This is a genomic window from Sphaerisporangium viridialbum, assembly GCF_049674955.1.
Taxonomy (GTDB): Bacteria; Actinomycetota; Actinomycetes; order Streptosporangiales; family Streptosporangiaceae; genus Sphaerisporangium; species Sphaerisporangium viridialbum.
Genome location: NZ_CP187232.1, coordinates 1 through 24,779 on the forward strand (window position 1 = coordinate 1; position 24,779 = coordinate 24,779).

Here is a 24,779-nt window from a genome sequence, read left to right on the forward strand (position 1 = left end):
ATGATCAGCATTCGGTCACTTGTACTGCTGTAGGCGCTGAGCTGCGAGAACTGTCCCGGAACGTTCATGCAAGTCCAGCGGTGTGCGCCCCCGCTGTCACTCAGTGTCACTCACCCGGCACCCGGCAGGCCCACCGCATTCCTCGGCCGTACCATCACAACCACGCACCGCCGGCATCAGTCAGGGTGACGACTATCAGCGCGGTGAACTCGTCACGCCATAGCCAGTTATCCACATCACGAACTACATCGGCAAGCCGATCGAGAGGGATGAGGACAGCCTCGCTCGGATCGGTGGGCCACGCAGGAAAGGTGTGCACCTCCACCAGGCCGTAGCCTGCCAGAGACATAAGCGCATCAGCAAGAAGCGGCACTGCTTCGATGCGCTCATCTTGGGTCCCGTTGTGCGTCAAGGTCGCCGCAAGCTCCCATAACAGGGCGTCCGTGTCCGCTTCCTCCAGCACGAAATGCTCGATAGGCGCCAGACCGGTGAGGTTGCTCACGCGTGGATTCCGAGCTGCCGCAGTCGCCGACGTATGCGCTGTATACGTGCTTCGCCGCGTTCCTGGCTTTCGACCCCGAGCCCCATGCGCCTGGCGAGGGTTTGCTGCACGACCTCTCCAAGAGGGGCGTCAGGGTACTTCTTCCAGGACTTCGGCCGCCTGCTCAGCAGGCGCTCTTCCACGGCCGCCTCGGCGACTTCGTCCACAGCGCCTCTGGCCGCTTCGAGTACCTGGGCCGCGCGGTGCCGGTTGGCCCGATGGGGTGCCCTCTTGTTCCGGGGAATGTTCTTACGAGAACTCTTGTCGTTCTCGCCATAGTCATTACGGCGATCCTTGGCGTAGCTCAGCCGCTTCTTCTCCTGCGGGCTCCTACGCCTCATGGGTCGCCTCCGAGCAGATCTGCTTACCCCTTGAGCACAGGCTAGCCAGTCAGAATGGCTGCTGGCGGTGATGCTGTGCGAGATCCCGAAGGGCAAGAAAGGGCGGCCGTCGAAGTCCCTCACGCTCGACCAGGCTGCCTCGGTGCTCAAGGCGGCGGAGGGCACGACCCTGTACGCCTACCTCGTGGTGTCGCTCCTCATCGGTGCCAGGACGGAGGAGTTGCGGGCACTCACCTGGTCGCATGTGCACCTGGACGGCCGTCCGGATGACGATCCCCCGGTGCCTCCATCGATCATGGTGTGGCATTCGGTGCGCGTCGGGGGAGACACAAAGACGGAGAAGTCTCGCCGGACGCTGGCGTTGCCCAAGATGTGCGTGGAAGCGCTCAAGGCTCATCGCGAGTCGCAAGCTCTGGCGCGCGAGAAAGCCGGGGATCTGTGGCAGGAGAACGACCTCGTCTTCGCCACGCGATACGGCACCGAATTGGACGCCGGCAACGTCCGTCGTGCGTTCCGGGTGATCCTCAAGAGGACCGATATCGATCCGGCGGAATGGACGCCTCGGGAGTTGCGACACAGCTTCTTCGTCCCCGGGAAGTGCGGCGCGTTCTGCGATGAGCTGGCGCACCGCATCCGCCGGTTCCCGCCGCGCATCACTCGGCACACCGCCGCGTCGCGGTTGGTCCAGGACGGCGTGCCGCTGTACGACGTCCAGGCGCTCCTCGGCCATGAGTCGTTCGCGACTACGCAGCGTTACGCGCACCTGCAGCCGGACGCCCACGCCAAGATCAGGGAGTCGTGGGGGAGGCGTGCGTCAGCGGAGGGGAATTAGCGATCTTGACGCGTCTCCGACGCATGACCATGAAAAAGGCCCCCTCCGGATCACTCCGAAAAGGGCCTCTAAGCTGGCTGGTGGGGCTACCAGGACTTGAACCTGGGACCTCTTCCTTATCAGGGAAGCGCTCTAACCGTCTGAGCTATAGCCCCGCTGTGCGGCGCAGAGAAGACTATCGCCCCCGCGGAGCGGAAGCGAACCGTCTCTCTGACACGGAAAAGCTTACCGTGCTCTGAGGCCGCCCGCGCCAACGGGATGCACTCGTTATCGTCTGATGCCAGGGAGCAGGGTGATGCGAGGGATGCCGTTGAGGGCGCCTGGCCGAGCCCTCAACGGCATCTGCGGGGCTATTCGGCCTCGCTGAAGGTCACTTCGACGCCGCCCACCAGGTCGGAGGCGACGTTGTAGATGACGGACCCGAGCGTGGAGAGCGCGGTGATCAGGACGACGTTCACCGCGCCGAGCAGGGCGGTGTAGCCGAGGATCCGTACGGGCTCGAACCACGACTTGATGTCGATGCCGCTGGTCGTCTTCCCGTCGGGAACGGTGAGCTGCGTCACGGTGTTCACGATGGAGTCGAAGACACCGAGCGCCGACAGCACGCCGTACAGGACGGCGACGGCCACGAACAGCACCACGAAGCAGACGAGCGAGACGACGAAGCTGAACTTCATCGCCGACCAGGGCTCGATCCTGCGCAGCACCAGGTGGGCCTTGCGGGGAGCCTTCATCGGCGAGGGCTTGTCGCGCTGCTCGGTGCGGCCGAGGGCCGGCTCCGGGGTGGACAGGGCCGACACGGCCCCGAACCCGCCCTGCTTGGAACCGGGACCCGAAGCGGGCTTCCCAGGACGGGAGCCGGGACCGGGCTGCGGAGCACCGCCGGGACCGGGGTGCAGAGCGCCGCCGGAACCCGGCCGGGGACCGCCATCGGCACCGGGCCTCGGAGCGCCGTCAGGGCGGGGCTGCGGAGCCGAACCGGGCCTCGCGCCGCCACCGGAGCCCGGCCTGGCGCCGGGCCTCGGGTCGACGTCCGAACCGGGGCGCGGAGCGGCCGACGGGCCCGCCGGCGACCCGGAAGGCGGGGCCGGGGGCTTCTGTGCGGGCCTGGTCGGGCCGCCGCCCGGACCTTCGGGAGATGGCGACCAGGAGTTGTCGGGAACGGACGAGGAGCGGATGCGCAGGGTCGCGTCTCCGTTCTCACCGTCGCCGGCAGGGGTCACCGCGTCATTGTCACTGGACACGACGACAACCCTGTCATCACTCGGGCCGGCAGGAGGTCGCGCCTTGCCCGTACTTTCCGAGGTGTTCACGCTCTCCGTCACCTGGTTGCGAGTGGAGGAGTTCACCGAGGAGGCAGGGCGGACCCCCTTGGGCGGGTTCCGCTTGCGATTTGCCGAAGTGCCGGGCGGTTTACCGGAATTACCGGAACCTCCGGAGTTGACCTGAGGGCTCATTCCTCGTCCTCTCCCCCGTTGTCCTCGCTGTCCAGCGCTTCGGCGTTGCGGGCGAGGGCAACCACGCTGTCTCCCTCCGAGAGGTTCATCAGGCGCACTCCCATGGTCTGGCGGCCGGACTGCTTGATCTCGCCCGCGCTGGTGCGGATCACCCCGCCTGCGGAGGTGATAGCGAACACCTCGTCCTCGGGACTCACCATTACTGCTCCGACCAGCTTGCCACGAGCACTGACAATCTTCGCAGTTAGCACACCTTGCCCGCCCCTACCTTGAACGGGATATTGATCCGCCGGCGTCCGCTTCGCATACCCGCCTTCGGTCGCGATAAGCACGTCGGCGCCGTCACTGAGGACGTTCATCGCCAGCAGCTCGTCGCCGTCGAGGAACCGCATGCCGATGACACCGCTGGTCGCGCGGCCCATCGGGCGCAGTGCCTCGTCGGAGGCGGTGAAGCGGATGGACTTGGCGCCTCGCGACACCAGCAGGATGTCGTCCTCCTCCGAGACGAGCTTGGCGGCGATGACCTCGTCGTCCTCGCGGAGGTTGATCGCGATCAGGCCACCCGACCTGGGGGAGTCGTACTCCGAGAGCCGGGTCTTCTTCACCAGGCCGCTGCGGGTAGCCAGCACGAGGTAGGGCGAGACCTGGTAGTCACGAAGGTCGAGAATCTCCATGACGTGCTCGTCGGGCTGCATCGCCAGAAGGTTCGCCAGGTGCTGCCCGCGCGCGTCCCGGCCGGCGTCGGGGAACTCGTACGCCTTGATCCGGTAGACGCGGCCCTTGTTGGTGAAGAACAGCAGCCAGTGGTGGGTCGTCGTCACGAAGAAGTGCTCGACGATGTCGTCCTGCCGGAGCTGCGCGCCGCGAACGCCCTTGCCGCCGCGCTTCTGCGCGCGGTAGAGGTCGGTCTTGGTGCGCTTGGCGTAGCCGCCACGGGTGATCGTGACGACCATGTCCTCCTCGGCGATGAGGTCCTCGATGGACATGTCGCCGTCGTAGGCGATGATCTCGGTCTTGCGCTCGTCGCCGAACTTGCCGACGATGTCGCCGAGCTCGTCGGACACGATCTGCCGCTGCCGAGGCTCGGAGGCCAGGATCGCCTGGTATTCGGCGATCTGCGCCATCAGCGACTCGTACTCGTCGACGATCTGCTGGCGCTCCAGCGCGGCCAGCTTGCGCAGCTGCATGTCGAGGATGGCCTGCGCCTGGATCTCGTCGATCTCCAGCAGCTCGATCAGCCCGCCGACCGCCTGCGCCGCGGAGGGCGACCTGCGGATCAGCGCGATGACCTCGTCCATGCGGTCCATGGCCTTGAGCAGACCGCTCAGGATGTGGGCGCGCTCCTGGGCCTTGCGCAGCAGGTAGCGGGTGCGCCGGACCACGACCTCGATCTGGTGGGCCACGTAGTACTTGACGAACTGGTCGAGGCGCAGCGTCCTCGGCACGCCGTCGACCAGGGCCAGCATGTTGGCACCGAAGGTCGTCTGGAGCTGGGTGTGCTTGTAGAGGTTGTTCAGCACGACCTTGGCGACGGCGTCGCGCTTCAGGACGATCACGAGGCGCTGGCCGGTGCGCGAGGAGGTCTCGTCCCGCACGTCGGCGATGCCGGTGACCTTGCCGTCCTTCACCAGCTCGGCGATGGTCAGCGCCAGGTTGTCGGGGTTCACCTGGTAAGGCAGTGCCGTGACGACGAGGTTCTGCCGGCCCTTGGCGTCCTCTTCGACCTCGACGATCGCCCGCATGGTGATCGACCCGCGCCCGGTGCGGTAGGCGTCGTCGATGCCACGGCGGCCGACGATCAGCGCGCCGGTGGGGAAGTCGGGGCCCTTGACCCGGGCAATCAGCGCCTCGAGGAGCTCCTCGTCGGTGGCCTCGGGGTTCTGCAGGCACCAGGTGACGCCCTCGGCGACCTCGCGCAGGTTGTGCGGCGGGATGTTGGTCGCCATACCGACCGCGATGCCGGCGGCACCGTTGACCAGGAGGTTCGGGAACCTCGCGGGCAGGACGATCGGCTCCTGGGAGCGCCCGTCGTAGTTGGGCTGGAAGTCGACGGTCTCCTTGTCGATGTCACGGAGCATCTCCATGGCGATCGGCGCGAGCCGGCACTCGGTGTACCGCATGGCGGCGGCGGGGTCGTTGCCGGGCGAGCCGAAGTTGCCCTGGCCGTCGACCAGCGTGTAGCGCAGCGCCCAGGGCTGCGCCAGACGTACGACGGTGTCGTAGATCGACGCGTCGCCGTGCGGGTGGTAGGAGCCCATCACGTCGCCGACGACGCGGGAGCACTTGAAATATCCACGGTCGGGCCGGTAGCCGCCGTCGTACATGGCGTAGAGAACACGCCGGTGCACGGGCTTCAGGCCGTCACGCACGTCGGGCAGCGCCCGCGACACGATGACCGACATCGCGTAGTCCATGTAGCTGCGCTGCATCTCGGACTGGATGTCGACGGGTTCGATGCGGTCAGCGGGAGGTCCCGGCGGGATGTTCACTTCGGTCACGAGTGGTATGTCCTTTTGGAAGATGAGTCTCTACGGCTGCCGCTACACGTCCAGGAATCGGACATCCCGTGCGTTTCTGATGATGAACGATCTGCGTGCCTCGACGTCCTCACCCATCAGCACGGTGAACATCTCATCGGCCTGGGCCGCGTCGTCGAGGGTGACCTGAAGAAGAACCCGGGTCGCCGGGTTCATCGTGGTCTCCCAGAGCTGCGAGGCGTTCATCTCGCCCAGACCCTTGAAGCGCTGGACACCGTCGTGCTGGCGCGGGTCGCGCCTGCCCGCGTCGATGCCGCTCTGGATGATGGAGTCCCGCTCGCGGTCGGAGTAGGCGTAGCTGGCGTCCTCGCCCTTCCTGTCCCACTTGATCTTGTAGAGCGGGGGCTGGGAAAGGTAGACGTGGCCCGCCTCGATCAGGGGCCGCATGAAGCGGAAAAGCAGCGTCAGCAGCAGCGTGGTGATGTGCTGACCGTCGACGTCGGCGTCCGCCATCAGGATGAGCTTGTGGTAGCGGAGCTTCTGGATGTCGAACTCGGCGTGCACACCGGTGCCGAGGGCGGTGATCAGCGCCTGGACCTCGTTGTTCTTGAGGACCCGGTCGATGCGGGCCTTCTCGACGTTGAGGATCTTGCCGCGGATCGGGAGGATCGCCTGGAACTTGGGATCGCGGCCGCCCTTGGCCGAGCCGCCGGCCGAGTCGCCCTCGACGATGTAGAGCTCGCACTTCTCCGGCTCGGTCCACTGGCAGTCGGCCAGCTTGCCCGGCAGGCCCGAGCCGGCCTCCAGCAGCGACTTGCGCCGGGTGAGGTCACGGGCCTGGCGCGCGGCGATGCGGGCGCGGGAGGCCTGCAGGGACTTGCTCAGGATCTCCTTGGCCTCGCCGGGGTTCCGCTCGAACCAGTCGCGGATGGAGTCGTTGCAGGCCTTCTGCACGAACGACTTGGCCTCGGTGTTGCCGAGCTTGGTCTTGGTCTGGCCTTCGAACTGCGGGTCGGCCAGCTTCACCGAGATGATGGCGGTCAGGCCCTCACGGATGTCGTCCCCGGTGAGGTTGTCGTCCTTGCCCTCCTTGAGGAACTTCTGCTCCCGGGCGTAGCGGTTGACGATGGTCGTCAGCGCGGCGCGGAAGCCCTCCTCGTGGGTGCCGCCCTCGGCGGTGTTGATGGTGTTGGCGAAGGTGTAGACCGACTCGCTGTAGGAGGCGTTCCACTGCATGGCGATCTCGACGGAGATGCCGTCGCCCTCGGCCTCGAAGTCGATGACCGAGCTGTGGACGGGCTCCTTCTTGGAGTTGATGTGCTTGACGAAGTCGGAGATGCCGCCCTCGTAGTGATAGGTGACCACGTGGGGCTCGCCGTTGACGTGGTCGGGCCGCTCGTCGCGCAGGACGATCGACAGGCCCTTGTTCAGGAAGGCCATCTCCTGGAGTCTGCGCGACAGCGTCTCGAAGTTCCAGGTCGTGGTCTCGAAGATGGTGCCGTCGGCCCAGAAAGTGATCGAGGTGCCGGTCTCCTCGGTGGGCTCGCCCTTGACCAGGGGACCGGTCGGCTTGCTCTCGACGTACGACTGCCGCCAGTGGTGGCCGTCGGTCTTGATCTCGACCTCAAGGCGGGTGGACAGCGCGTTGACCACCGACACGCCCACGCCGTGCAGACCGCCGGAGACGGCATAGGACTTGCTGTCGAACTTGCCGCCCGCGTGGAGGACGGTGAGGACGACCTCGACGGCCGGGCGCTGCTCGCCCGGGACGATGCCGACAGGGATGCCGCGGCCGTTGTCCACTACCCGGACGCCGTTGTCGGCGAGGAGGGTGACCTCGATGTGATCGGCGTGCCCCGCGAGTGCCTCGTCGACGGAGTTGTCCACAACCTCTTGCACGAGGTGGTGGAGACCACGCTCGCCCGTCGAGCCGATGTACATACCAGGGCGCTTACGAACCGCCTCAAGTCCTTCGAGAACGGTGATTGAGCTAGCGTCGTAGGACAAGTGCGAAATCCTCCTGCCGCGGACACGCGGCAGGAGAGACCAACAATCGGCTGCCCCTGCCGTGCCCGTCACCGTCGTGAGTGCCTCGATGCGACCACCCAGGGAGATCGGCGCGCAGCCGGGGGTGACTCGCATGCGGACGTGTCCGGAATCCGATTTCATTCTACCGGTCAGAAGCGCATCAGGTGGCATTGACGGCCGCTGTGATGGCCTGTCGGGCGTTGAATGTGCTCTTGAGCATCCCCCCACGAGGAAGGGGGTCACAACCGCCAACGTGATTCTGATCGGTTTCCCCGGGGGTCTCCCCCTCATTTCGCTGGTCGGGCGATGCTGTGAGGCCCGGCTCAGCCGTAGGTGTCCCCCGGGCCGCGGCTGCCGGTCACCCTGAGCCCGCCCGACGGCCGCGGCCCGTTCTGCGGGCCGCGCACCTTCACCCGGCGCACCGTGCCGTCGCCGAGCTCTTCGTTCAGGCGTCTGACCAGCGTGGACGCCAGCAGGCGCACCTGGGTCGCCCACGCCGTGGAGTCGGCGACGACCAGCACCTCTCCGTCGGCGAAGGTCTCGGGCTTGGTGTGGAGCGCCAGATCGGGCCCGACGATCTCGTGCCAGCGCCCGAACACCCCTCCGACGGCCAGCGGCTGCTCCCACCCCCGGTCGGCGAGCAGGTCGCGAATGGCACGGCCGAAAAGCTGCGGATCACCGGCGTCGCGCCGAACCGCGGCCCGGCGGCGGGGCTCGCGGCGGGGGAGCTGCCCCCGCCTGGCCGCGTCGGCCTTCGCCTGGGCGAGCTTCTCGCGCGCCATGGCGGCCCCGCGCGCCGCGACGACGTCGGGGGACTGGACTCCGGACGGCTCACCTGACACGGGTGACGCTCCCTTCCGCGACGTCGAACCGGGCGCCGACGAGCTGGGCCGGGACGTCCTCCGGCACGGCCGCGGTGATCAGGACCTGCTCGGCGGGCGCCACGATGTCGGCCAGGCTGCGGCGCCTGCGGCTGTCGAGCTCGGCGAACACGTCGTCGAGGATGAGCACGGGGTCGCCGCCCTCAGCCCTGAGCAGGTCGTACGCGGCGAGGCGCAGCGCCAGCGCGAACGACCACGACTCGCCGTGGCTGGCGTAGCCGCGCGCGGGCAGCTCGCCGAGACGCAGCAGCAGGTCGTCGCGGTGCGGCCCGACGAGGGTCACACCGCGCTCGAGCTCTGCCTGCCGCACCTCGATCAGGCTCGCGCGCAGCGCCTCCTCCAGCGCCGCGCGGTCGACCACGGCCGCCCCCGTGGCTGTGGACGGCGGGGGAGTCATGAACTCCCGAGGCTCCCCCGCCTCTGTGGACAGCGAGTCGCGGTACTCCATGTCGGCGGGGGCCGACGAGGGGGCCAGCAGGGCGTACGCCTTGGCCACGAGCGGGCGCAGCGCCTGGACGAGCTCCAGCCGCGCGGCGAGCAGCTCAGCGCCGTGGCGGGCCAGATGGGCGTCCCAGACCTCCAGCGTGCTGAGCGCGTCACCGGCGCCGGCCGCGGAGAACCCCGCCTCCGCCTCCTGGCGGCGGGGGCTCTGCCGTCGCCCTGGCCTGGCCTGCATGGCGCTGCGCAACAGGGCGCCGCGCTGCTTGAGCACCCGGTCGTAGTCAGCCCGTACGCCGGCGAAGCGGGGCGCGCGGGCGACCAGCAGATCGTCGAGGAACCTGCGCCGATCGGCGGGGTCGCCCTTCACGAGCGCGAGGTCCTCGGGGGCGAACAGCACCGTGCGGAGCAGGCCGAGGACGTCGCGCGGCCGTGGGACCGGTGAGCGGTTGAGCCTGGCGCGGTTGGCCCGGCCGGGGTTGATCTCGATCTCGACCAGCGCGCGGCGGTCGTCGCGGACCACCACGGAACGGACGATGGCCCGCGCGGCGCCCTGCCGCACGAGCGGGGCGTCGGTGGCGACGCGGAAGCTGCCGAGCGTCGCCACATAGCCCAAGGCCTCGACCAGATTGGTCTTGCCCTGCCCGTTGGGGCCGACGAGCGCCGTCACCCCCGGCTCCAGGGCCAGCTCCACGGCGGAGTAGGACCGGAAGTCGGTCAGCGACAGATGGGCGACATGCACCCCACGAAGGTTAGTGGGCCACTACGACAACATCTGCACAACCGGCATCCGACGCCAAATCAGTTCCGTGGGCAGCATCGGGCGCCGGCTCAGAGACACCCAGGAGAGGCCCAGGCGGCCCGAGGGCAACGTTCAGACGCGCAGGCACAATAGACCCCCCAGGCGCAAGGTCCCGGGACGCTCAGGGCGCGACCGTCAGCGCTGCGCCTCCACGGGAGGTGTGACGTCGGCGCCGGGAGCGTCGGCGCCCTTGGCGTGCTGGCCCTCGACGGAGGAGACGGCGTGGCCGCCGAACTGGTTGCGCAGGGCCGCGACCATCTTCATCGCGGGGGAGTCCTCCTGCCGCGAGGCGAAGCGGGCGTACAGCGCGGCCGTGATGGCCGGCAGGGGCACCGCGTGGTCCACGGCGGCCTGGACGGTCCAGCGGCCCTCGCCGGAGTCCTCGGCGTAGCCCTTGAGCTCGGACAGGTCGGCGTCGTCGTCGAGCGCGCGGACCAGCAGGTCGAGCAGCCACGAGCGGATCACCGTGCCGGTGCGCCAGCTCCTGAACGCGCCCGGCACGTCGGTGACGATGTCGGTGGCCTCCAGCAGCTCCCAGCCCTCGGCGAACGACTGCATGATGCCGTATTCGATGCCGTTGTGGACCATCTTGGCGAAGTGGCCGGCGCCGACGGTGCCCGCGTGGACGAAGCCGTCCTCGCCCTCGGGCTTGAGCGCCTCGAAGATCGGCATGAGCCGCTGGACGTACTCGGGGTCGCCGCCGACCATCAGGGCATAGCCGTTCTCAAGACCCCAGACCCCGCCGCTCACGCCGACGTCGACGAACCCGATGCCCTTGACCTTGAGCTGATCGGCGTGCTTCTTGTCGTCGAGGTAGTGGGAGTTGCCGCCGTCGACGACGATGTCGCCCTCGGAGAGCAGCTTGCCGAGCTCCTCGATCGTCGCCCTGGTGGGCTCGCCGGCCGGGACCATGACCCAGACCACGCGGGGGGCCTGGAGCCGCTCGACGAGCTCCTGCAGGCTGCCGACGTCGCTGGTCTTCGGGTCGCGGTCGTAGCCGACCACGTCATGACCGGCGCGGCGGAGCCGCTCGGCCATGTTCCCGCCCATCTTGCCCAGCCCGACCATGCCGATCTGCATCCCAGCCACCCCTCGTGAAGGTCTCCATCATCCACGACGCGACGCACGCGCCGTACCCCGCCCCGCCGGGTCCAATCAGGCGGACGACGGGATCCTAGCTGGACAGGCGAATGGGCATGATGAGGTAGCGGTAGTCGGGCGTGATGCCGTCGTCCACAGGCTTGCCACCGGTGAGGATGGCGGGCTTGGTCGACGTGGTGAACTGCAGGCGGGCCACGTCGGAGTCGATCGCGCCGAGGCCTTCGAGCAGGAACTGGTGGTTGAAGGCGATGTTGATGTCGTCGCCCTCGAACTCGACCGGGAGCACCTCGACCGCCTGCGCCTCGTCGCCGCTGCCGGCCTCGAGCACGACCTCGCCCCCGTGGAAGGCCAGGCGCACCGGGGTGTTGCGCTCGGCCACCAGCGCGACGCGCTTGACCGCCTCGACGAAGGCCGCGGTCGCGAGGTCGGCGTGGGCGGAGAACTCCGTGGGCAGCAGCGAGCGGTACTTCGGGAACTCGGGGTCGAGGAGCCGGGTGGTGGTGCGGCGGCCCGCACTGGAGAACCCGATCATGCCTTCGCCGGTGCCACCAGTGGAGCTGAGCGCGATCTCGACCTCGGCGCCCGTCGTCAGCGACTTGGCCGTGTCGGCGAGGGTCCTGCCGGGGATCATCGCGATGGACGAGAAGTCGGGCTGGTCAGGCTGCCACTTGAGCTCGCGGACGGCCAGCCGGTAGCGGTCGGTCGCGGCGAGGGTCACGGTGTCGCCCTCGATCTCCATGCGGACACCGGTGAGCATGGGCAGCGTGTCGTCCTTGCCCGCGGCGACGGCGACCTGGGCTACGGCGGAGGAGAAGATGTCGCTGCCGACCCGGCCCGCGGCGGGGGGCATCGCGGGCAGCGAGGGGTAGTCCTCGGCGGGCATCGTCAACAGGGTGAACCTGGCGCTTCCACACGTGACGACGGCCTTGGCGCCCTCGACCAGGAAGTCCACAGGCTGTGCGGGAAGCGCGCGGGTGATCTCGGCGAGCAGGCGGCCGGAGACGAGCACCAGGCCGGGGTCACCGGTCTGCAGCTCCAGGGTCACCTCGGCGGAGACCTCGTAGTCGAAACCCGAGAGCTTGAGCTGCTGCTGGTCGGTGACCTCCAGCCGCATGCCGGCGAGCACCGGCACGGACGGCCTCGCGGGCAGGCTGCGTGCGGTCCACGCGACCGCCTCTGCGAGCACGTCTCGGTCGACACGGAACATCACGTGGATCCGCCTCCTGTTATTTCTGCTGTCTTGATCGTCTTGATCGCGGTCTTCATCCCGGCTCGACTGCTCCGCGCCGTTGATTCAAGTGTTCACCCTCCCGCACGGGAGGACGGCCAGAACCCTTCTATGGGTCTTGAGTTCTTAGTAGAGAGAGATACAGGTCATCTCATTAGGGGGGGTGGATACTGTGGAAGTCCAATGTCTTCGCAGGTCAGCGACTGTTTTTTGTCCACCGGCCCTGTGGGTGGGCGGTGCATTTCCGAGCCGCGCCTGGGGACAACCGAGCGTTACACACAGGCCGTCCCCAGTTTGGGGGGTCTTCATCCACCGGTCATCCACGAGGTTTCCACCGGTTATCCACGGGGTAAGAGCAGTGCTCCGGGTCGCCTTCAGACCCTACCCACAGGGCGTCCCCAGGTCGTCCACCGGTAGTCCCCAGGTCTTCCCCAAGATGTCCCCAGAGTTGTCCCCAGGCGCCGAAGCGGCTCGAACCGGCCGTTCGCTTGCTTGGTCGCGCTTCTCGGGCGGTATTCCCGGTATTCACCGGCACTGTGCCCTGATCCACAGAGATATCCACAGGCTGTGGATCATCAGGCGTTGCGAGAGTTCTGCTTGATGCGGTTCGTCAGCTCTGTGACCTGGTTGTACATCGACCTGCGCTCGGCCATCAGTGAGCGGATCTTGCGTTCGGCGTGCATGACTGTCGTGTGGTCGCGCCCGCCGAACTGCTGGCCGATCTTGGGGAGCGACAGGTCGGTGAGCTCTCTGGCCAGGTACATGGCGATCTGGCGGGCCGTCACCAGCACACGCGAGCGGGAGCTGCCGCAGAGGTCGTCGATCGACAGCCCGAAGTAGGCCGCCGTCTGCGCCATGATCGTGGCGATCGTGATCTCGGTGCTGGAGTCCTCGGTGATGAGGTCCTTCAGGACGACCTCGGCGAGCTGGAGGTCGACCGACTGGCGGTTGAGGCTCGCGAAGGCCGTGACGCGGATGAGCGCGCCCTCCAGCTCGCGGATGTTGGTGGAGATCTTGCTCGCGATGTATTCGAGCACGTCACCGGGTGCCGCGAGGCCTTCCTGGATCGCCTTCTTGCGGAGGATCGCGATGCGCGTCTCCAGCTCGGGCGGCTGGACGTCGGTGATCAGCCCCCACTCGAAGCGATTGCGGAGCCGGTCCTCCAGGGTCACCAGCTGCTTGGGCGCCCGGTCGCTGGAGATGACGATCTGCTTGTTGGCGTTGTGGAGCGTGTTGAAGGTGTGGAAGAACTCCTCCTGCGTCTGCTCCTTGCCCTCCAGGAACTGGATGTCGTCCACAAGCAGGATGTCGACCGCGCGGTATCGGGCGCGGAACCCGTCGGCCTTGTGGTCGCGGATCGAGTTGATGAAGTCGTTCGTGAACTCCTCGGAGCTGACATATCGCACGCGGGCCCCGTCGTACAGCCGCTGCGCGTAGTGCCCGATCGCGTGGAGCAGGTGGGTCTTGCCCAGCCCCGAGTCGCCGTAGATGAACAGCGGGTTGTACGCCTTGGCCGGCGCCTCGGCGACCGCGACGGCGGCCGCGTGCGCGAAGCGGTTCGACGCGCCGATGACGAAGGTCTCGAAGGTGTACTTGGGATTCAGCCTGGCGGGCTCGCTGGGCTTGCCGCCGCGGCTGTCCCAGCGGTTCTGCACAGGGCGGTCGTAGCTCTCCGACTCCTGCCGCGGGCGCGGTGGCTGGCTCTCTGGCCTGCCGGAATACGGGGATTGCCCGCCGTATCCCCCGGTCTGCTGGGGGTACGGCTGCGACGCGTCGCCCCGTGAGTACGACTGAGGAGACTCGCCACGGGGGAACGGCTGCTGGGACTCGCCGCGCGGGAACGGCTGGGGCGTCTCACCGCGGGGGTACTGCTGCTGGGTGTCGCCACGGGGAAAGGACTGCGCGGCGTCGCCGCGCTGAAAGGGCTGCGACCCGTCGCCGCGGGAGTACTGCTGGGAAGGCGGCGCTTCCTGCTGGGAGGACTGGGGCTGCTCCTGGCCTCCCAGCCCCGGCTGAGCGGGGTAGCTCTCCTGGCCCTGGTAGCCGTCCTGTGGAAAAGGCTGGGAGGGCCCTCCCGGACCGGCCGGATAGGGCTCCTCGGAGTTGCCCCCATAGGAATAGGAGTAAGGCTGCGCCTGTGGCCGAGCCTGTGGATAGTCGGTGGACGACCCCTGGTCGGGAAAGGGCTGCTGGCCCATGGGGCCTTGCCTGCCAGGCTGTCCGTACCCGGGCTGCGGTTGTCCACCATGGGGATAACCGGCTGGGGACGCCTGGGGATATCCGTCCGGCCTCGGGGCCGGGTCGTCACCCGCGCCGGCCATCGGGTCGACCATGACGGCCACCCGCATCGGACGGCCGAACTCCTGGGAGAGCGCCTGCGCGATCAGGGGGCGGAGCTTGGTCTCAAGGACGTCCTTGGCGAAGTCGTTCGGCGCCGCGAGGATGATCGTGTCGTTGACCAGGCCGAAAGGGCGGGTCATGTTGAGCCACGCGCGCTGCTGAGGCGGGACGCTTCCTTCGGCGAAGCTCTCCAGCGCTCGGGCCCACAACGGGCCGAGGTCGACGCCATCCATTGGTCGGCCCCTCCTCCCTTACGCGGCCCCCGCACGCTCGCCGCGATTCGTTATCCACATGAACGCCTGCCGGAGCAAGCTCCGTCGGCGCCGGGCCTCGCGGCTGTCCCCACAGCGTTGTCCGCAGGCTCCTTTCGGCGGTCCACAAGGGGTCCACACCCTGTCCACATACGATCCACACAGTGTCCACAACACTCAGACGTGCGTACAAGCACATCGATGAGATGGAGGGGAAAGGTCTGGAGGGCCGACAGTAGCGTTGTGCACATCCCTGTTCAAGACGTTGTCCACAGCCTAGTGGCTGGTTGGGGGAGGCATGGTGCACATACTGTGGATGACGTGGCGGCGGTGGAAACAGGGGCTGTGGAATAGTGGATAACCTTGGGCGGGCATGCCGTCCGGCCGTTCCGGTTTGACCTTTGGCCTGTTCGCCCCGTAACGTACGACGGTCGGCTTGTCGCGCGACGGCACTTTGGCGTGCCCACGCATTCGATAGGCCTTGCCCTGTGTGTCAATCGCTCGCACCGTGTGCGGGTGAACTCAAGCCTGGAGCCCACTCGTGAGCAAGCGTACTTTCCAGCCGAACAACCGTCGCCGCGCGAAGACCCACGGCTTCCGGCTGCGCATGCGCACGCGGGCCGGCCGTGCGATCCTCGCCGCCCGCCGCCGCAAGGGCCGCGCGGAGCTGTCCGCCTGACAGCGCGGAGCGCCCGGTGCGTGGTTTCCTCGCCCGTCGGAACTGACCGGCGGGCGATAGCCGTACCCGGGCCCGTGTCCGTCAGAAAGCAGGTCCACTCGTGCTGCCGTCCGCTTCCCGTATGCGCCGTGGCGAGGAGTTCGCGAGCGCTATCCGCGGAGGAAAGCGCGCTGGACGCCCCACCTTGGTCGCCCACCTGAGCACGCGAGGCAATCCTCAGGACCCTCCCCTTGTGGGGTTCGTGGTCAGCAAGGCCGTCGGCGGCGCGGTCGTCAGGAACCGCGTCAAGCGCCGGCTGAGGCACCTGATGCGCCACCGCCTGCACTCCCTACCGCGAGGTAGCCTGCTTGTTGTACGCGCCAATCCACAGGCGGCGTCCGCGCGAAGCGAGCACCTCGCCGCCGAGCTCGACGTCGCGCTGGATCGTTTGATCGGGCGACGGGTGCCTGGGCGACGATCCGATCGTCCGGCCGCGACGGATGGACAGGCATGAACAGCGGTGACCCGGGGGCGAGAGAGCGGGACGCGGGCGGAGCGAGCCTCCTTCCGCCGAGCGCGTCCGCGAGCACGCGGCAGCAGACCACGCAGGTCTCTCCGGCGGCCCGAGCCCTCATGCTCCCGATCAGGTTCTATCGAGCCTTCATAAGCCCCCTCCTTGGGCCGCGATGCCGCTTCGAACCATCCTGCAGTGCCTACGGACTCGAAGCGATCGCCGTCCACGGTGCGCTGCGGGGGCTCTGGCTGACCGCCAGGCGAATCGGGCGTTGCCACCCCTTCCACCCGGGAGGTTACGACCCGGTGCCTCCGCGCCCGGTCCGGTCCCACGACGAAACGCAAGGGAGCTAGCTCGGTGGAGCTGTCATTCCTGGAGCCGCTGTATACAGCGGTCGCTACGGTGATCGCCTGGATTCACGCGGCTTACAGCGTCATCATCCCCCCAGACAACGGGCTGAACTGGGCCCTCACCATCATCACGCTGACCGTGCTGATGCGTCTGCTGATCTTCCCGCTCTTCCTCAAGCAGATGCGCTCGTCGAAGAAGATGCAGGAGCTCGCCCCCAAGGTGCAGGAGCTTCGCAAGCGGTACAAGAACGACAAGCAGCGCATGAACCAGGAGGTCATGAAGGTCTACCAGGAGGGGGGAGCCAACCCCCTCGGTGGCTGCCTCCCCGTGGTGGCGCAGTTCCCGATCTTCATCTCCGTGTTCACCGTGCTGAGGGCGATCGCCGAGGACAAGGCCGCCCACGGCATGACCCAGCAGCTCGTGGACAGCGCGCGTGCCGGGCACATCTTCGGGGCGCCGATCCCCGCGACGTTCTTCACCAGTGCCAACGAGATCCACGCCCTGGGCGCCGACCCCATCCTCACGAAGATCGTCCTGGGCATCTTCGTGGCGATCAGCTCGACCACGACCTTCCTCACGGTGCGCCAGAGCGTCACCCGGTCGATGGCGCAGATGCCGGACAACCCCATGGCGCAGCAGCAGAAGATCCTGATGTACATCTCGCCGCTGTTCGCGATCTTCAGCTTGAACTTCGCGCTCGGGCTTATCCTTTACTGGGTCACCACCAACCTGTGGACCCTCGGTCAGCAACACTGGTTCTACAGTCGGCATCCGATGCCGGTCGTCGACGCCAAGGGCAACGTGGTGGAGCCCGAGCCCAAGCCAGGGCTGTTGAGCAAGATCCTGCCGAGCAAGGCGGCGAAGGAGCCGGAAGACGCTCCGCCGCCCGAGCCCGAGCAGAAGGTCATCCGCCAGCAGCCCACCCGGCAGCCGCGCAGCAAGCGCACAGGTACTAAGAAGCCGTAGCCGGTTGTCTTGAAGGAGAGTCCGGACGTGACCGAAGTCAACGAGGAGCAGGCCCCCCAGGCCGCGCCCGACATCGCCGCCCTCGAACAGGAAGGTGAGATCGCGGCCGACTACCTCGAAGGGCTGCTGGACATCGCCGACCTCGACGGCGACATCGACATGGACGTCGAAGGCGACCGCGCCCTCGTGTCCGTCGTTGACATCAAGGGGAGCGACCTGGTCGGCGCCAACGGTGAGGTGCTGGAGGCGCTGCAGGAGCTCACGCGTCTCGCCGTGCACCGCCGTACGGGCGAGCGGTCGCGCCTGATGCTCGATGTCGCCGGCTACCGCCAGGGCCGGCGAGTGGAGCTGAGCAAGCTCGGCGCCAAGGCCGCCGAGGACGTCAAGCGCTCTGGAGAGGCGAAGTCCCTCCAGCCGATGACGCCGTTCGAGCGCAAGATCGTGCACGACGCCGTCGCGGCCGCGGGGCTGAGGAGCGAGTCCGAGGGCGAGGAGCCCGAGCGCTTCGTCGTGGTCCTGCCCGTGTAGCGCCGCCGCCTGCGGGACCGGGTCCCAGATCTCGGAATTACGGGCCGCCGATCCACTGGATCGGCGGCCCTTCGGCGTTCCAGGCTCTCCCCGTCAAGGTCGAGGATGGGCTTCCGATGCGTCACTTCCGTTGTAGCGGTTCCGCCGCGCCGTATGGCGCAGGCACTCCCCCGTTTCCGGAATCTCGTACTTTTCTTGAGCCGCCCATTGCCCGTGCGTTTCCATCGTGCTGCTGGGCGTTCCTCTGGGCCCCCCTTCGCAGGTACGGAGCCCGTACGGCTTGCGGTTCGGCGGCCCGGTGGGGGACCGGACATATGGCTCCAGGTGGTACGGCCCGACGCGTCGTAAGCAGGGAGGAGTGCCGGGACGGCTACCCTTACGCGGAGATGTTGTGACCGTTCTAGTTGAGTGAGTGATGGCGGAAAGCGACGAGCTGCCCGACGCGCCCGCTGTGGCGCGCGAGGTTTTCACCGGAGAGGCCTGGCCCCGGGCCCAGGCGTTCGCGGAAATGCTGGCCGGCCCCGGAGTTGTGAGAGGGCTTCTCGGGCCGAGGGAGATCCCCCGCATCTGGGACCGGCACCTGCTGAACTGCGCGGTGGTGGCCGAGGCGGTGCCCGAGGGCGCCCACCTCGTCGACATCGGCTCCGGCGCGGGCCTTCCCGGCATCGTCCTGGCGATCGTGCGTCCCGACGTGCGGGTGACCCTCCTGGAGCCGCTGCTCCGCAGGACGACGTTCCTGGAGGAGTGCGTGGACGAGCTGAAGTTGACCAACGTGGAGGTGGTGCGCGGTCGCGCCGAGGAGCTGGCGGGGAAGCAATTCTTCGATGTGGCCTCGGCCCGTGCCGTGGCGCCGCTTGACCGCCTTCTGGCGTGGTCGATGCCCCTCCTCCGGGAGGGTGGCCAGCTCCTGGCGATGAAGGGAGAGCGCGCGGCCGAGGAACTCGACGCCGCCGCGCGGCAATTGCGGGCTTATGGTGCTGAGACTGCCGAGCTTGTCACGGTCGGGCGCGGTAAGGTCGATCCGCCCGCGACTCTCGTCCGGGTGGTCGCCGGACACTCGCCAGCTCGAGTTGCGCAGGGTACGCGGCGCCGACGGAAGAGGTGACGGTTATGCCGGATGCGGCAGGCGGCCTTGGCTGGCCGGTCAGTCATGTCTCCGTTTCCGGCGGACGGCCTTCGGGTCTCGGCTGGCCTTCTTCCCCTGCTGCTGCCACGCCGGTTGAAAGGACGACGACCGTGTCACAGCCCCCCCTTAACCCCGGCGATTCGCCGCTGGTCCGAGAGGCGCTCAGCTCAGTGGTTTCACGTGAAACAGCTCCATCCGCTCCCGTGGCCGCCGCTTCCGTCGGCTATAGCTCCCCCATGCAGGAGGGTGACTGGCCACGGCCCCCGAAACAGCGCATCATCACCATCGCCAACCAGAAGGGCGGCGTCGGCAAGACCACGACGGCGGTGAACCTCGCTGCCGGGCTGTCGATGCACGGCCAGCGAGTGCTCGTGGTCGACCTGGACCCGCAGGGCAACGCGTCGACTGCGCTGTCCGTGGAGCACCGGGGCGACATCCCCTCGGTCTACCAGGTGCTGGTCGAGGATCTCGCGCTGGGGGAGATCGTCAGCCCGGTTCCCGACATGCCGAACCTCTACTGCGCGCCGGCGACCATCGGCCTGGCCGGCGCCGAGATCGAGCTCGTGTCACTGGTCGCCAGGGAGGCCAGGCTCAAGCGAGCCCTGGAGGCCTTCGACGCGATCGAGCTCGACTACATCATCATCGACTGCCCGCCCTCGCTCGGGCTGCTGACCGTGAACGCCATGGTCGCGGCGGAGGAGGTGCTGATCCCGATCCAGTGCGAGTACTACGCGCTGGAGGGGGTCAGCCAGCTCCTCCAGAACGTGGAGCTGGTCCGGGTGCACCTGAACCAGGTGCTCCGGGTCTCCACCATCCTGCTCACGATGTACGACGGCCGCACGCGGCTCGCCTCGCAGGTGGCCGACGAGGTCCGCTCGCACTTCGGCGACACGGTGCTCAGCACGGTGATCCCCCGCAGCGTCCGGGTGTCCGAGGCGCCCAGCTACGGCCAGTCCGTACTGACCTACGACGCGGGCTCCAGCGGCGCCATGGCGTACATGGAGGCGGCGAGGGAGATCGCCTTCCGCGCCGCGGCGATGGCGGGAAGCTGACCCCGCCCGGCAGCGGTACTCTCCTGGGAGTGTCCCGCGCCGGGTTCGATCGGAACGTCAGGATCAATTAGGACGCGGCGGGCAGAGACGGCGCCGATGGTGGCCGTCTCCCTGCGAGCGGGTTGTCGGCGAGGAGGATTCGTGGCCCAGCAGAGGCGTGGTGGACTGGGGAAGGGACTCGGAGCCCTGATCCCCACCGGGCCGATCGTCGAGGTTCCGGCTGCGACGGGAGCGGCGCCGGAGACCTCGCCGGCACTTGACGACGGGCTGAGGCCGGTCGCGGGTGCCTATTTCATGGAGATCCCCCTCGAAGCGATCACCCGGAACCCCCGGCAGCCCAGAGAGATCTTCGACGAGGACGCTCTACGCGAGCTCGCCGACTCGATCCGCGAGGTGGGGCTCCTCCAGCCCATCGTGGTGCGCTCGGTGGGCGGGGGACGCTACGAGCTCATCATGGGGGAGCGGCGCTGGCGGGCCTCCCAGCTGCTCGACCTCAAGGAGATCCCGGCGATCGTCCGGAGCACCCAGGACGACGAGCTGCTCCGCGACGCCCTCATCGAGAACCTCCAGCGGGAACAGCTCAACGCGCTGGAGGAGGCCGCGGCCTACCGGCAGCTCCTGGACGACTTCGGCGCGACCCACGAGCAGCTCGCCCAGCGCGTCGGGCGCTCCCGCTCGCACATCAGCAACACGCTGCGCCTTCTCAACCTCCCCGCCAACGTCCAGCTCAAGGTCGCGGCCGGCACGATCAGCGCGGGCCACGCCAGGGCACTGCTGGGTCTCAGCGACCCTGCGGCGCAGGAGCGTCTCGCCGCCCGCATCTTCGCCGAGGGCCTCTCCGTGCGGACCGTGGAGGAGATCGTGTCGATGGGGGAGGCGACCGCCGCCCCCGCTCCCAAGACGCGCCGTGCCAAGGACGCACCTGAGCCCGCGCTCGTGCACCTCGCCACCCGGCTTTCCGATCACTTCGAGACCCGGGTGAAGGTCGACCTCGGCCGGCACAAGGGCCGCATCGTCGTCGAGTTCGCCACCATGGACGACCTTGAGCGCATCATCGGCGCGATGGCCCCCGGCGCGGCCACCTCCATCCGCGCCCTGGACGACTGAGCGAAGCAATCAGGGGCTGGGCGCTGTTTCACGTGAAACAGCGCCCAGCCCCTAGCCATGGGTGCGCTACTTCTTGAGCGCCTGGCGGATGTCGGTGATGAAGGTGTCCACGTCTTCAAGGGAGGTGTCGAAGGCGGTCATCCACCGCACGACGCCGCTGGGCGCGTCCCACATGTGGAAGAGATAGCGAGACTGGAGCTCGGCGATCGCCTCGGCGGGAAGCGAGGCGAAGACCGCGTTGGACTCGACCGGCCACCGGAGGCTCAGCCCAGGGAGATCGGCCAGGCCGTCCGCCAGCCTGCGCGCCATCGCGTTCGCGTGGGCGGCGTTCTCCCGCCACAGCTCTCCGGTCAGCAGGGCCGACAGCTGCACCGAGATGAAGCGCATCTTCGAGGCGAGCTGGAGCGTCTGCCGCCGGAGATAGGGGCCGGCGTCCGCCAGTTCGGGACGTAGCACGACCACCGTCTCCCCGACCAGGGCGCCGTTCTTGCTGGCCCCGAAGCTGAGCACGTCGACCCCGGCGTCGGTCGTCAGGTCCCGCAGGGAGCAGCCGAGGAAGGCGGCGGCGTTGGCCAGGCGGGCGCCGTCCATGTGGAGGAGCATGTCGTTGGCATGGGCGGTGTCCGCCAGCGCGGCGATCTCGTCCCGCGTGTAGCAGGTGCCGAGCTCGGTGACCTCCGAGATGGAGACCACCCTCGGCTGGACCTCGCTGATGTTGCCCCGGCCGCCGAGCCGCGCGGTCACGTCCCCCGGAGTCAGCTTCCCGTCGGGCGTCGGAACGGTCACGAGCTTGACTCCGAGGACGCGCTCGCTGGCCCCGGTCTCGTGGGTGGCGATGTGCGCCGTCTCCGGACAGATGATCGCCTCGTAGCGGCGTCCCAGCATCAGGCTCAGCGAGACCATGTTGGCGCCCGTGCCGTTGAGTACGACGAGGCTGGTGGCGTCGTCCCCGAACTCGGCGCGGATCTGGTCGGCGAGGATGCTCGTCCAGCGGTCGTCACCGTAGGCGGGAGCGTCCCCCGAATTGGCGGCGTTGACGGCGTCGAGCACCGACGGGTGTGCTCCCGCGTGGTTGTCGCTGGCGAAGCTCTTGGCGTAAAGCGGTTCGATCACGCCGCCAGGCTACGCCGCACCCGAACCAGGACGCGCAGGACGGGGGCGCCCAATACGTGGCCTACGGTGGTCGTCGCTCAGGCGCGCCGGACGGCGGCTTCCAGGAGGCCGCGGCAGATGGCGCCGAGGTCCTTGCCCGCGGCCTCCACGGCCATAGGAAGAAGGGAGGTCTCCGTCATCCCCGGAGCCACGTTGACCTCCAGGAAGTGCGGCCGGCCGAGCGCGTCCACGATCAGGTCGGTGCGCGAGAGGTCGCGCAGGCCGAGGGCCGTGTGGGCGGTGACGGCCAGCTCGGAGCACGCCTCAGCCACCTCGGGCCGTAGCCGTGCCGGAGCGAAGAACTCGGTGTGCCCGGCGGTGTAGCGGGCGGAGTAGTCGTAGACGCCCTCGTCGGCGACGATCTCGACGGGCGGAAGCGCCACGGGCCCGTCCCCGAGGTCGACCACCGAGACGGCGACTTCCACGCCCTCGATGTACTGCTCGATCAGCGCGGTGTCCCCGTAGGCGAAGCAGCCGACCATGGCGGCCGGCAGCTCCTCGGCCTTGCGGACGATGGAGCCGCCGAGGGCCGACCCGCCGCGTGACGGCTTGACGAACAGCGGGAGCCCGAGCCGGTCGACGATGCGCGCCAGCACGGCCGAAGCGCCGAGGTCGTGGAAGGTCTCCTTGGGCAGCACGACCGAGTCGGGCGTGCGAACCCCGACGGACCGGACCGTCGTCTTGGCGACCGGCTTGTCGTAGGCGATGCGGCAGGCCTCCGGCGCGGCCCCCACGTACGGCAGGGAGAGCAGCTCCAGCACCGAGCGGATGGCGCCGTCCTCACCGCTGCCGCCGTGCAGCGTCACGAACACCACGTCGGGCGGGTCGGCGAGGACGGAGGGCACCAGGCTCGAATCGGTGTCGCGCGACTCCACGTCGATCCCGGCGGCACGCAGCACCTCGGTCACGCGGCGACCTGAGCGGAGGGAGACCTCTCGCTCGTAGGACAGCCCGCCTGCCAGCACCAGCACATGGCCGAGATCGCTCATCAAGGACCTTTCTTGCGTCGTGGGACCGGAAGGCGCCCCGCCGGTGGGGCGAGGCGCCTTCCGTACGTCGTCTTCAGGCTAGGTCGGGACCGGGCGTGTCCACGCCGCCGTGGGCGGGCATCGAGCCGGTGCCGAACGTGTCGCGCAGCATGAGCTCCTGCTGGACCACGCCCGCGAGGCGGCGGACGCCCTCGCGGATGCGGTCGGGCTCGGGGTAGCAGTAGGAGAGGCGCATGTTGCGCGCGCCCGAGCCGTCGGCGTAGAACCCGGTGCCGGGCACGAACGCGACCCGCTCGGCCACGGCGCGCGGCAGGATCGCCTTGGAGTCGAGGCCCTCGGGCAGCGTCATCCACACGAAGAAGCCGCCGGCGGGCCGGGTCCAGGAGCAGCCGGGCGGCATGAGCGCCTCCAGCGAGCCGAGCATGGCGTCACGGCGCTCGCGGTAGAGCTCGCGGAACGACTTGATCTGCTCTTTCCAGGGCTGGGTCGTGAGGTACTGCCCGACGGCGAGCTGCGAGAAGCTCGAATGTGACAGCACCGCGGACTCCATCGCGAGCACCAGCTTGTCCCTGACGGCGTGCGGCGCGAGGGCCCACCCGACGCGGAACCCCGGCGCCAGCGTCTTGGAGAACGACCCGAGATACACGACACCATCGGGATCATCGGCACGTAACGCTCGCATGGGGTCGCCGTCGAAGCCCAGCAGGCCGTACGGGTTGTCCTCGACGACGAGCACGTCGGCGCGCTGGCAGATCTCCATCACCTGGCGGCGGCGGTCGGCGCTGAGGGTGACCCCGGCGGGGTTCTGGAAGCTCGGAACGGTGTAGAGGAACTTGACGCGGCGGCCGGAGCGTGTCACCGACTCGATGGTCTGCGCGAGCGCCTCGGGGACGAGCCCCTGGTCGTCCATGGCGATGTGCACCACGGACGCCTGGTAGGCGGCGAACGTGCCGAGCGCCCCGACGTACGAGGGCCCCTCGGCGAGGACGACGTCGCCCGGGTCGATGAAGATCCTGGTGATCAGGTCGAGGGCCTGCTGCGAGCCGACGGTCACCACGACGTCGTCCGGGCCGGCGTCGATGCCCTCAAGGCGCATGACCTCGCAGATCTGCTCGCGCAGGTGCGGGTCGCCCTGGCCGGAGCCGTACTGCAGTGCCACCGTGCCGCGCCGGGCCACGATGTCGGCGACCAGCTCGCCGACGGTGTCGAGGGGGAGGGCCGTGACGTACGGCATGCCGCCGGCGAGCGAGACCACCTCGGGCCTCGAAGCGACGGCGAAAAGAGCTCGGATCTCGGAGGCGACCATCCCGGTTGCACGTGCCGCGTACCGGTCGATGTAGGCGTCGATGCGCGACCCGTGGGTCGCGCTCCTCCGACCGTGATCCTGCTCTTCCGTCACGGTCCACCTCCTAGGGCATAGCCGAGCTAGGTCATTGCGGAAAGACCAGAGTACGGCAGCGTGCGCCACTGCCTCCCTTATTTCTTCCCTCGAAGCACCTTTCTGGGCATACCACACCATTCTCCGCCACGCCCGCAATCACGTTCCTCAGGCTTCCTGCCTGCTGGAAGGCCTCCAGGCGCGACAGGCCAGGAGGTTCGATGACCAGGACCGCCGTACT

The 24,779-nt window shown here is 68.4% G+C and carries 22 protein-coding genes and 1 tRNA gene; 9 read left to right on the forward strand and 14 right to left on the reverse strand.

The window, feature by feature from the left end:
• Positions 1 to 154: 154 nt before the first annotated feature.
• Both ACOZ38_RS00005 and ACOZ38_RS00010 read right to left on the reverse strand, forming a co-directional pair.
• Complete coding sequence (locus ACOZ38_RS00005) at positions 155 to 502, reverse strand: hypothetical protein (protein ID WP_424527725.1); 348 nt, start codon at positions 500 to 502, stop codon at positions 155 to 157.
• Positions 499 to 882: a hypothetical protein gene (locus ACOZ38_RS00010; protein ID WP_424527727.1), complete on the reverse strand. Its 384-nt coding sequence runs from the start codon at positions 880 to 882 to the stop codon at positions 499 to 501. The genes ACOZ38_RS00005 and ACOZ38_RS00010 overlap by 4 nt, the downstream gene beginning before the upstream one ends.
• Positions 883 to 952: 70 nt before the next feature.
• Between ACOZ38_RS00010 and ACOZ38_RS00015 the strand changes: the two genes are divergently transcribed.
• On the forward strand, positions 953 to 1,714 hold the full coding sequence (locus ACOZ38_RS00015) for a tyrosine-type recombinase/integrase (RefSeq protein ID WP_424527729.1): 762 nt from the start codon (positions 953 to 955) through the stop codon (positions 1,712 to 1,714).
• A gap of 78 nt (positions 1,715 to 1,792) precedes the next feature.
• On the opposite strand, the gene ACOZ38_RS00020 is transcribed toward ACOZ38_RS00015, so the two are convergent.
• The 9 genes from ACOZ38_RS00020 to dnaA all read right to left on the reverse strand — a co-directional run bounded on the left by ACOZ38_RS00020 (position 1,793) and on the right by dnaA (position 14,699).
• A tRNA-Ile gene (locus tag ACOZ38_RS00020) sits at positions 1,793 to 1,869 on the reverse strand.
• Positions 1,870 to 2,064: 195 nt separating this feature from the next.
• On the reverse strand, positions 2,065 to 2,958 hold the full coding sequence (locus ACOZ38_RS00025; RefSeq protein ID WP_424527731.1) for a DUF3566 domain-containing protein: 894 nt from the start codon (positions 2,956 to 2,958) through the stop codon (positions 2,065 to 2,067).
• A 209-nt stretch (positions 2,959 to 3,167) separates the two neighbouring features.
• Positions 3,168 to 5,669 carry a DNA gyrase subunit A gene (gyrA, locus tag ACOZ38_RS00030; protein ID WP_424527733.1) on the reverse strand — a complete coding sequence of 834 codons (2,502 nt, stop codon included), beginning with the start codon at positions 5,667 to 5,669 and terminating at the stop codon, positions 3,168 to 3,170.
• 42 nt (positions 5,670 to 5,711) lie between these two features.
• Positions 5,712 to 7,655 (reverse strand): DNA topoisomerase (ATP-hydrolyzing) subunit B, encoded by a 1,944-nt coding sequence (gyrB, locus tag ACOZ38_RS00035; RefSeq protein WP_424527735.1) that lies wholly within the window; start codon positions 7,653 to 7,655, stop codon positions 5,712 to 5,714.
• Positions 7,656 to 7,999: 344 nt separating this feature from the next.
• The gene (locus ACOZ38_RS00040; protein WP_424527737.1) at positions 8,000 to 8,518 is read right to left on the reverse strand and encodes a DUF721 domain-containing protein; all 519 of its coding nucleotides are present in this window, start codon (positions 8,516 to 8,518) and stop codon (positions 8,000 to 8,002) included.
• Complete coding sequence (gene recF, locus ACOZ38_RS00045) at positions 8,508 to 9,737, reverse strand: DNA replication/repair protein RecF (protein WP_424527739.1); 1,230 nt, start codon at positions 9,735 to 9,737, stop codon at positions 8,508 to 8,510. The genes ACOZ38_RS00040 and recF overlap by 11 nt, the downstream gene beginning before the upstream one ends.
• A 195-nt stretch (positions 9,738 to 9,932) precedes the next feature.
• Entirely contained in the window at positions 9,933 to 10,886 is a 954-nt protein-coding gene (gnd, locus tag ACOZ38_RS00050) for a phosphogluconate dehydrogenase (NAD(+)-dependent, decarboxylating) (protein WP_424527741.1), read from the reverse strand.
• An 85-nt stretch (positions 10,887 to 10,971) separates the two neighbouring features.
• Positions 10,972 to 12,108 (reverse strand): DNA polymerase III subunit beta, encoded by a 1,137-nt coding sequence (gene dnaN / locus ACOZ38_RS00055; protein ID WP_424527743.1) that lies wholly within the window; start codon positions 12,106 to 12,108, stop codon positions 10,972 to 10,974.
• A 593-nt stretch (positions 12,109 to 12,701) separates the two neighbouring features.
• A complete protein-coding gene (gene dnaA / locus ACOZ38_RS00060) occupies positions 12,702 to 14,699 on the reverse strand; it encodes a chromosomal replication initiator protein DnaA (protein ID WP_424527745.1) in 1,998 nt (665 codons plus the stop codon).
• A 559-nt stretch (positions 14,700 to 15,258) separates the two neighbouring features.
• On the opposite strand from dnaA, the gene rpmH reads away from it, so the two are divergent.
• The 8 genes from rpmH (at position 15,259) to ACOZ38_RS00100 (ending at position 21,019) form a co-directional block, all read left to right on the forward strand.
• The gene (rpmH, locus tag ACOZ38_RS00065) at positions 15,259 to 15,396 is read left to right on the forward strand and encodes a 50S ribosomal protein L34 (RefSeq protein ID WP_010849920.1); all 138 of its coding nucleotides are present in this window, start codon (positions 15,259 to 15,261) and stop codon (positions 15,394 to 15,396) included.
• A gap of 121 nt (positions 15,397 to 15,517) precedes the next feature.
• Complete coding sequence (rnpA, locus tag ACOZ38_RS00070) at positions 15,518 to 15,889, forward strand: ribonuclease P protein component (protein WP_405142856.1); 372 nt, start codon at positions 15,518 to 15,520, stop codon at positions 15,887 to 15,889.
• Between the two features lie 119 nt (positions 15,890 to 16,008).
• Complete coding sequence (gene yidD / locus ACOZ38_RS00075) at positions 16,009 to 16,242, forward strand: membrane protein insertion efficiency factor YidD (RefSeq protein ID WP_405152201.1); 234 nt, start codon at positions 16,009 to 16,011, stop codon at positions 16,240 to 16,242.
• A 4-nt stretch (positions 16,243 to 16,246) separates the two neighbouring features.
• Positions 16,247 to 17,206: a membrane protein insertase YidC gene (gene yidC, locus ACOZ38_RS00080; RefSeq protein WP_424527750.1), complete on the forward strand. Its 960-nt coding sequence runs from the start codon at positions 16,247 to 16,249 to the stop codon at positions 17,204 to 17,206.
• A 27-nt stretch (positions 17,207 to 17,233) separates the two neighbouring features.
• On the forward strand, positions 17,234 to 17,734 hold the full coding sequence (locus tag ACOZ38_RS00085; RefSeq protein WP_405142858.1) for a protein jag: 501 nt from the start codon (positions 17,234 to 17,236) through the stop codon (positions 17,732 to 17,734).
• A gap of 415 nt (positions 17,735 to 18,149) precedes the next feature.
• Positions 18,150 to 18,839, forward strand: a complete 690-nt coding sequence (rsmG, locus tag ACOZ38_RS00090; RefSeq protein WP_405142859.1) for a 16S rRNA (guanine(527)-N(7))-methyltransferase RsmG — start codon at positions 18,150 to 18,152, stop codon at positions 18,837 to 18,839.
• A 257-nt stretch (positions 18,840 to 19,096) separates the two neighbouring features.
• Complete coding sequence (locus ACOZ38_RS00095; RefSeq protein WP_424527753.1) at positions 19,097 to 19,912, forward strand: ParA family protein; 816 nt, start codon at positions 19,097 to 19,099, stop codon at positions 19,910 to 19,912.
• Positions 19,913 to 20,053: 141 nt separating this feature from the next.
• On the forward strand, positions 20,054 to 21,019 hold the full coding sequence (locus tag ACOZ38_RS00100) for a ParB/RepB/Spo0J family partition protein (RefSeq protein ID WP_424527755.1): 966 nt from the start codon (positions 20,054 to 20,056) through the stop codon (positions 21,017 to 21,019).
• A 66-nt stretch (positions 21,020 to 21,085) separates the two neighbouring features.
• On the opposite strand, the gene ACOZ38_RS00105 is transcribed toward ACOZ38_RS00100, so the two are convergent.
• The 3 genes from ACOZ38_RS00105 to ACOZ38_RS00115 all read right to left on the reverse strand — a co-directional run bounded on the left by ACOZ38_RS00105 (position 21,086) and on the right by ACOZ38_RS00115 (position 24,466).
• Positions 21,086 to 22,132 (reverse strand): threonine aldolase family protein, encoded by a 1,047-nt coding sequence (locus ACOZ38_RS00105; RefSeq protein WP_424527757.1) that lies wholly within the window; start codon positions 22,130 to 22,132, stop codon positions 21,086 to 21,088.
• A 77-nt stretch (positions 22,133 to 22,209) separates the two neighbouring features.
• Positions 22,210 to 23,160: a D-alanine--D-alanine ligase family protein gene (locus ACOZ38_RS00110; protein ID WP_405142863.1), complete on the reverse strand. Its 951-nt coding sequence runs from the start codon at positions 23,158 to 23,160 to the stop codon at positions 22,210 to 22,212.
• A 73-nt stretch (positions 23,161 to 23,233) separates the two neighbouring features.
• Complete coding sequence (locus ACOZ38_RS00115) at positions 23,234 to 24,466, reverse strand: PLP-dependent aminotransferase family protein (protein ID WP_424536934.1); 1,233 nt, start codon at positions 24,464 to 24,466, stop codon at positions 23,234 to 23,236.
• Positions 24,467 to 24,779 lie beyond the last annotated feature (313 nt).

What these genes read in the sequence shown, in the direction of transcription:
- ACOZ38_RS00010 (WP_424527727.1), bottom strand. Translation starts at nt 882, where the DNA reads ATGAGGCGTAGGAGCCCGCAGGAGAAGAAGCGGCTGAGCTACGCCAAG.
- ACOZ38_RS00015 (WP_424527729.1), top strand. Translation starts at nt 953, where the DNA reads ATGCTGTGCGAGATCCCGAAGGGCAAGAAAGGGCGGCCGTCGAAGTCC.
- dnaA (WP_424527745.1), bottom strand. Translation starts at nt 14,699, where the DNA reads ATGGATGGCGTCGACCTCGGCCCGTTGTGGGCCCGAGCGCTGGAGAGC.
- rnpA (WP_405142856.1), top strand. Translation starts at nt 15,518, where the DNA reads ATGCGCCGTGGCGAGGAGTTCGCGAGCGCTATCCGCGGAGGAAAGCGC.
- yidD (WP_405152201.1), top strand. Translation starts at nt 16,009, where the DNA reads ATGCTCCCGATCAGGTTCTATCGAGCCTTCATAAGCCCCCTCCTTGGG.
- rsmG (WP_405142859.1), top strand. Translation starts at nt 18,150, where the DNA reads ATGGCGGAAAGCGACGAGCTGCCCGACGCGCCCGCTGTGGCGCGCGAG.
- ACOZ38_RS00095 (WP_424527753.1), top strand. Translation starts at nt 19,097, where the DNA reads ATGCAGGAGGGTGACTGGCCACGGCCCCCGAAACAGCGCATCATCACC.
- ACOZ38_RS00110 (WP_405142863.1), bottom strand. Translation starts at nt 23,160, where the DNA reads ATGAGCGATCTCGGCCATGTGCTGGTGCTGGCAGGCGGGCTGTCCTAC.
- ACOZ38_RS00115 (WP_424536934.1), bottom strand. Translation starts at nt 24,466, where the DNA reads ATGGTCGCCTCCGAGATCCGAGCTCTTTTCGCCGTCGCTTCGAGGCCC.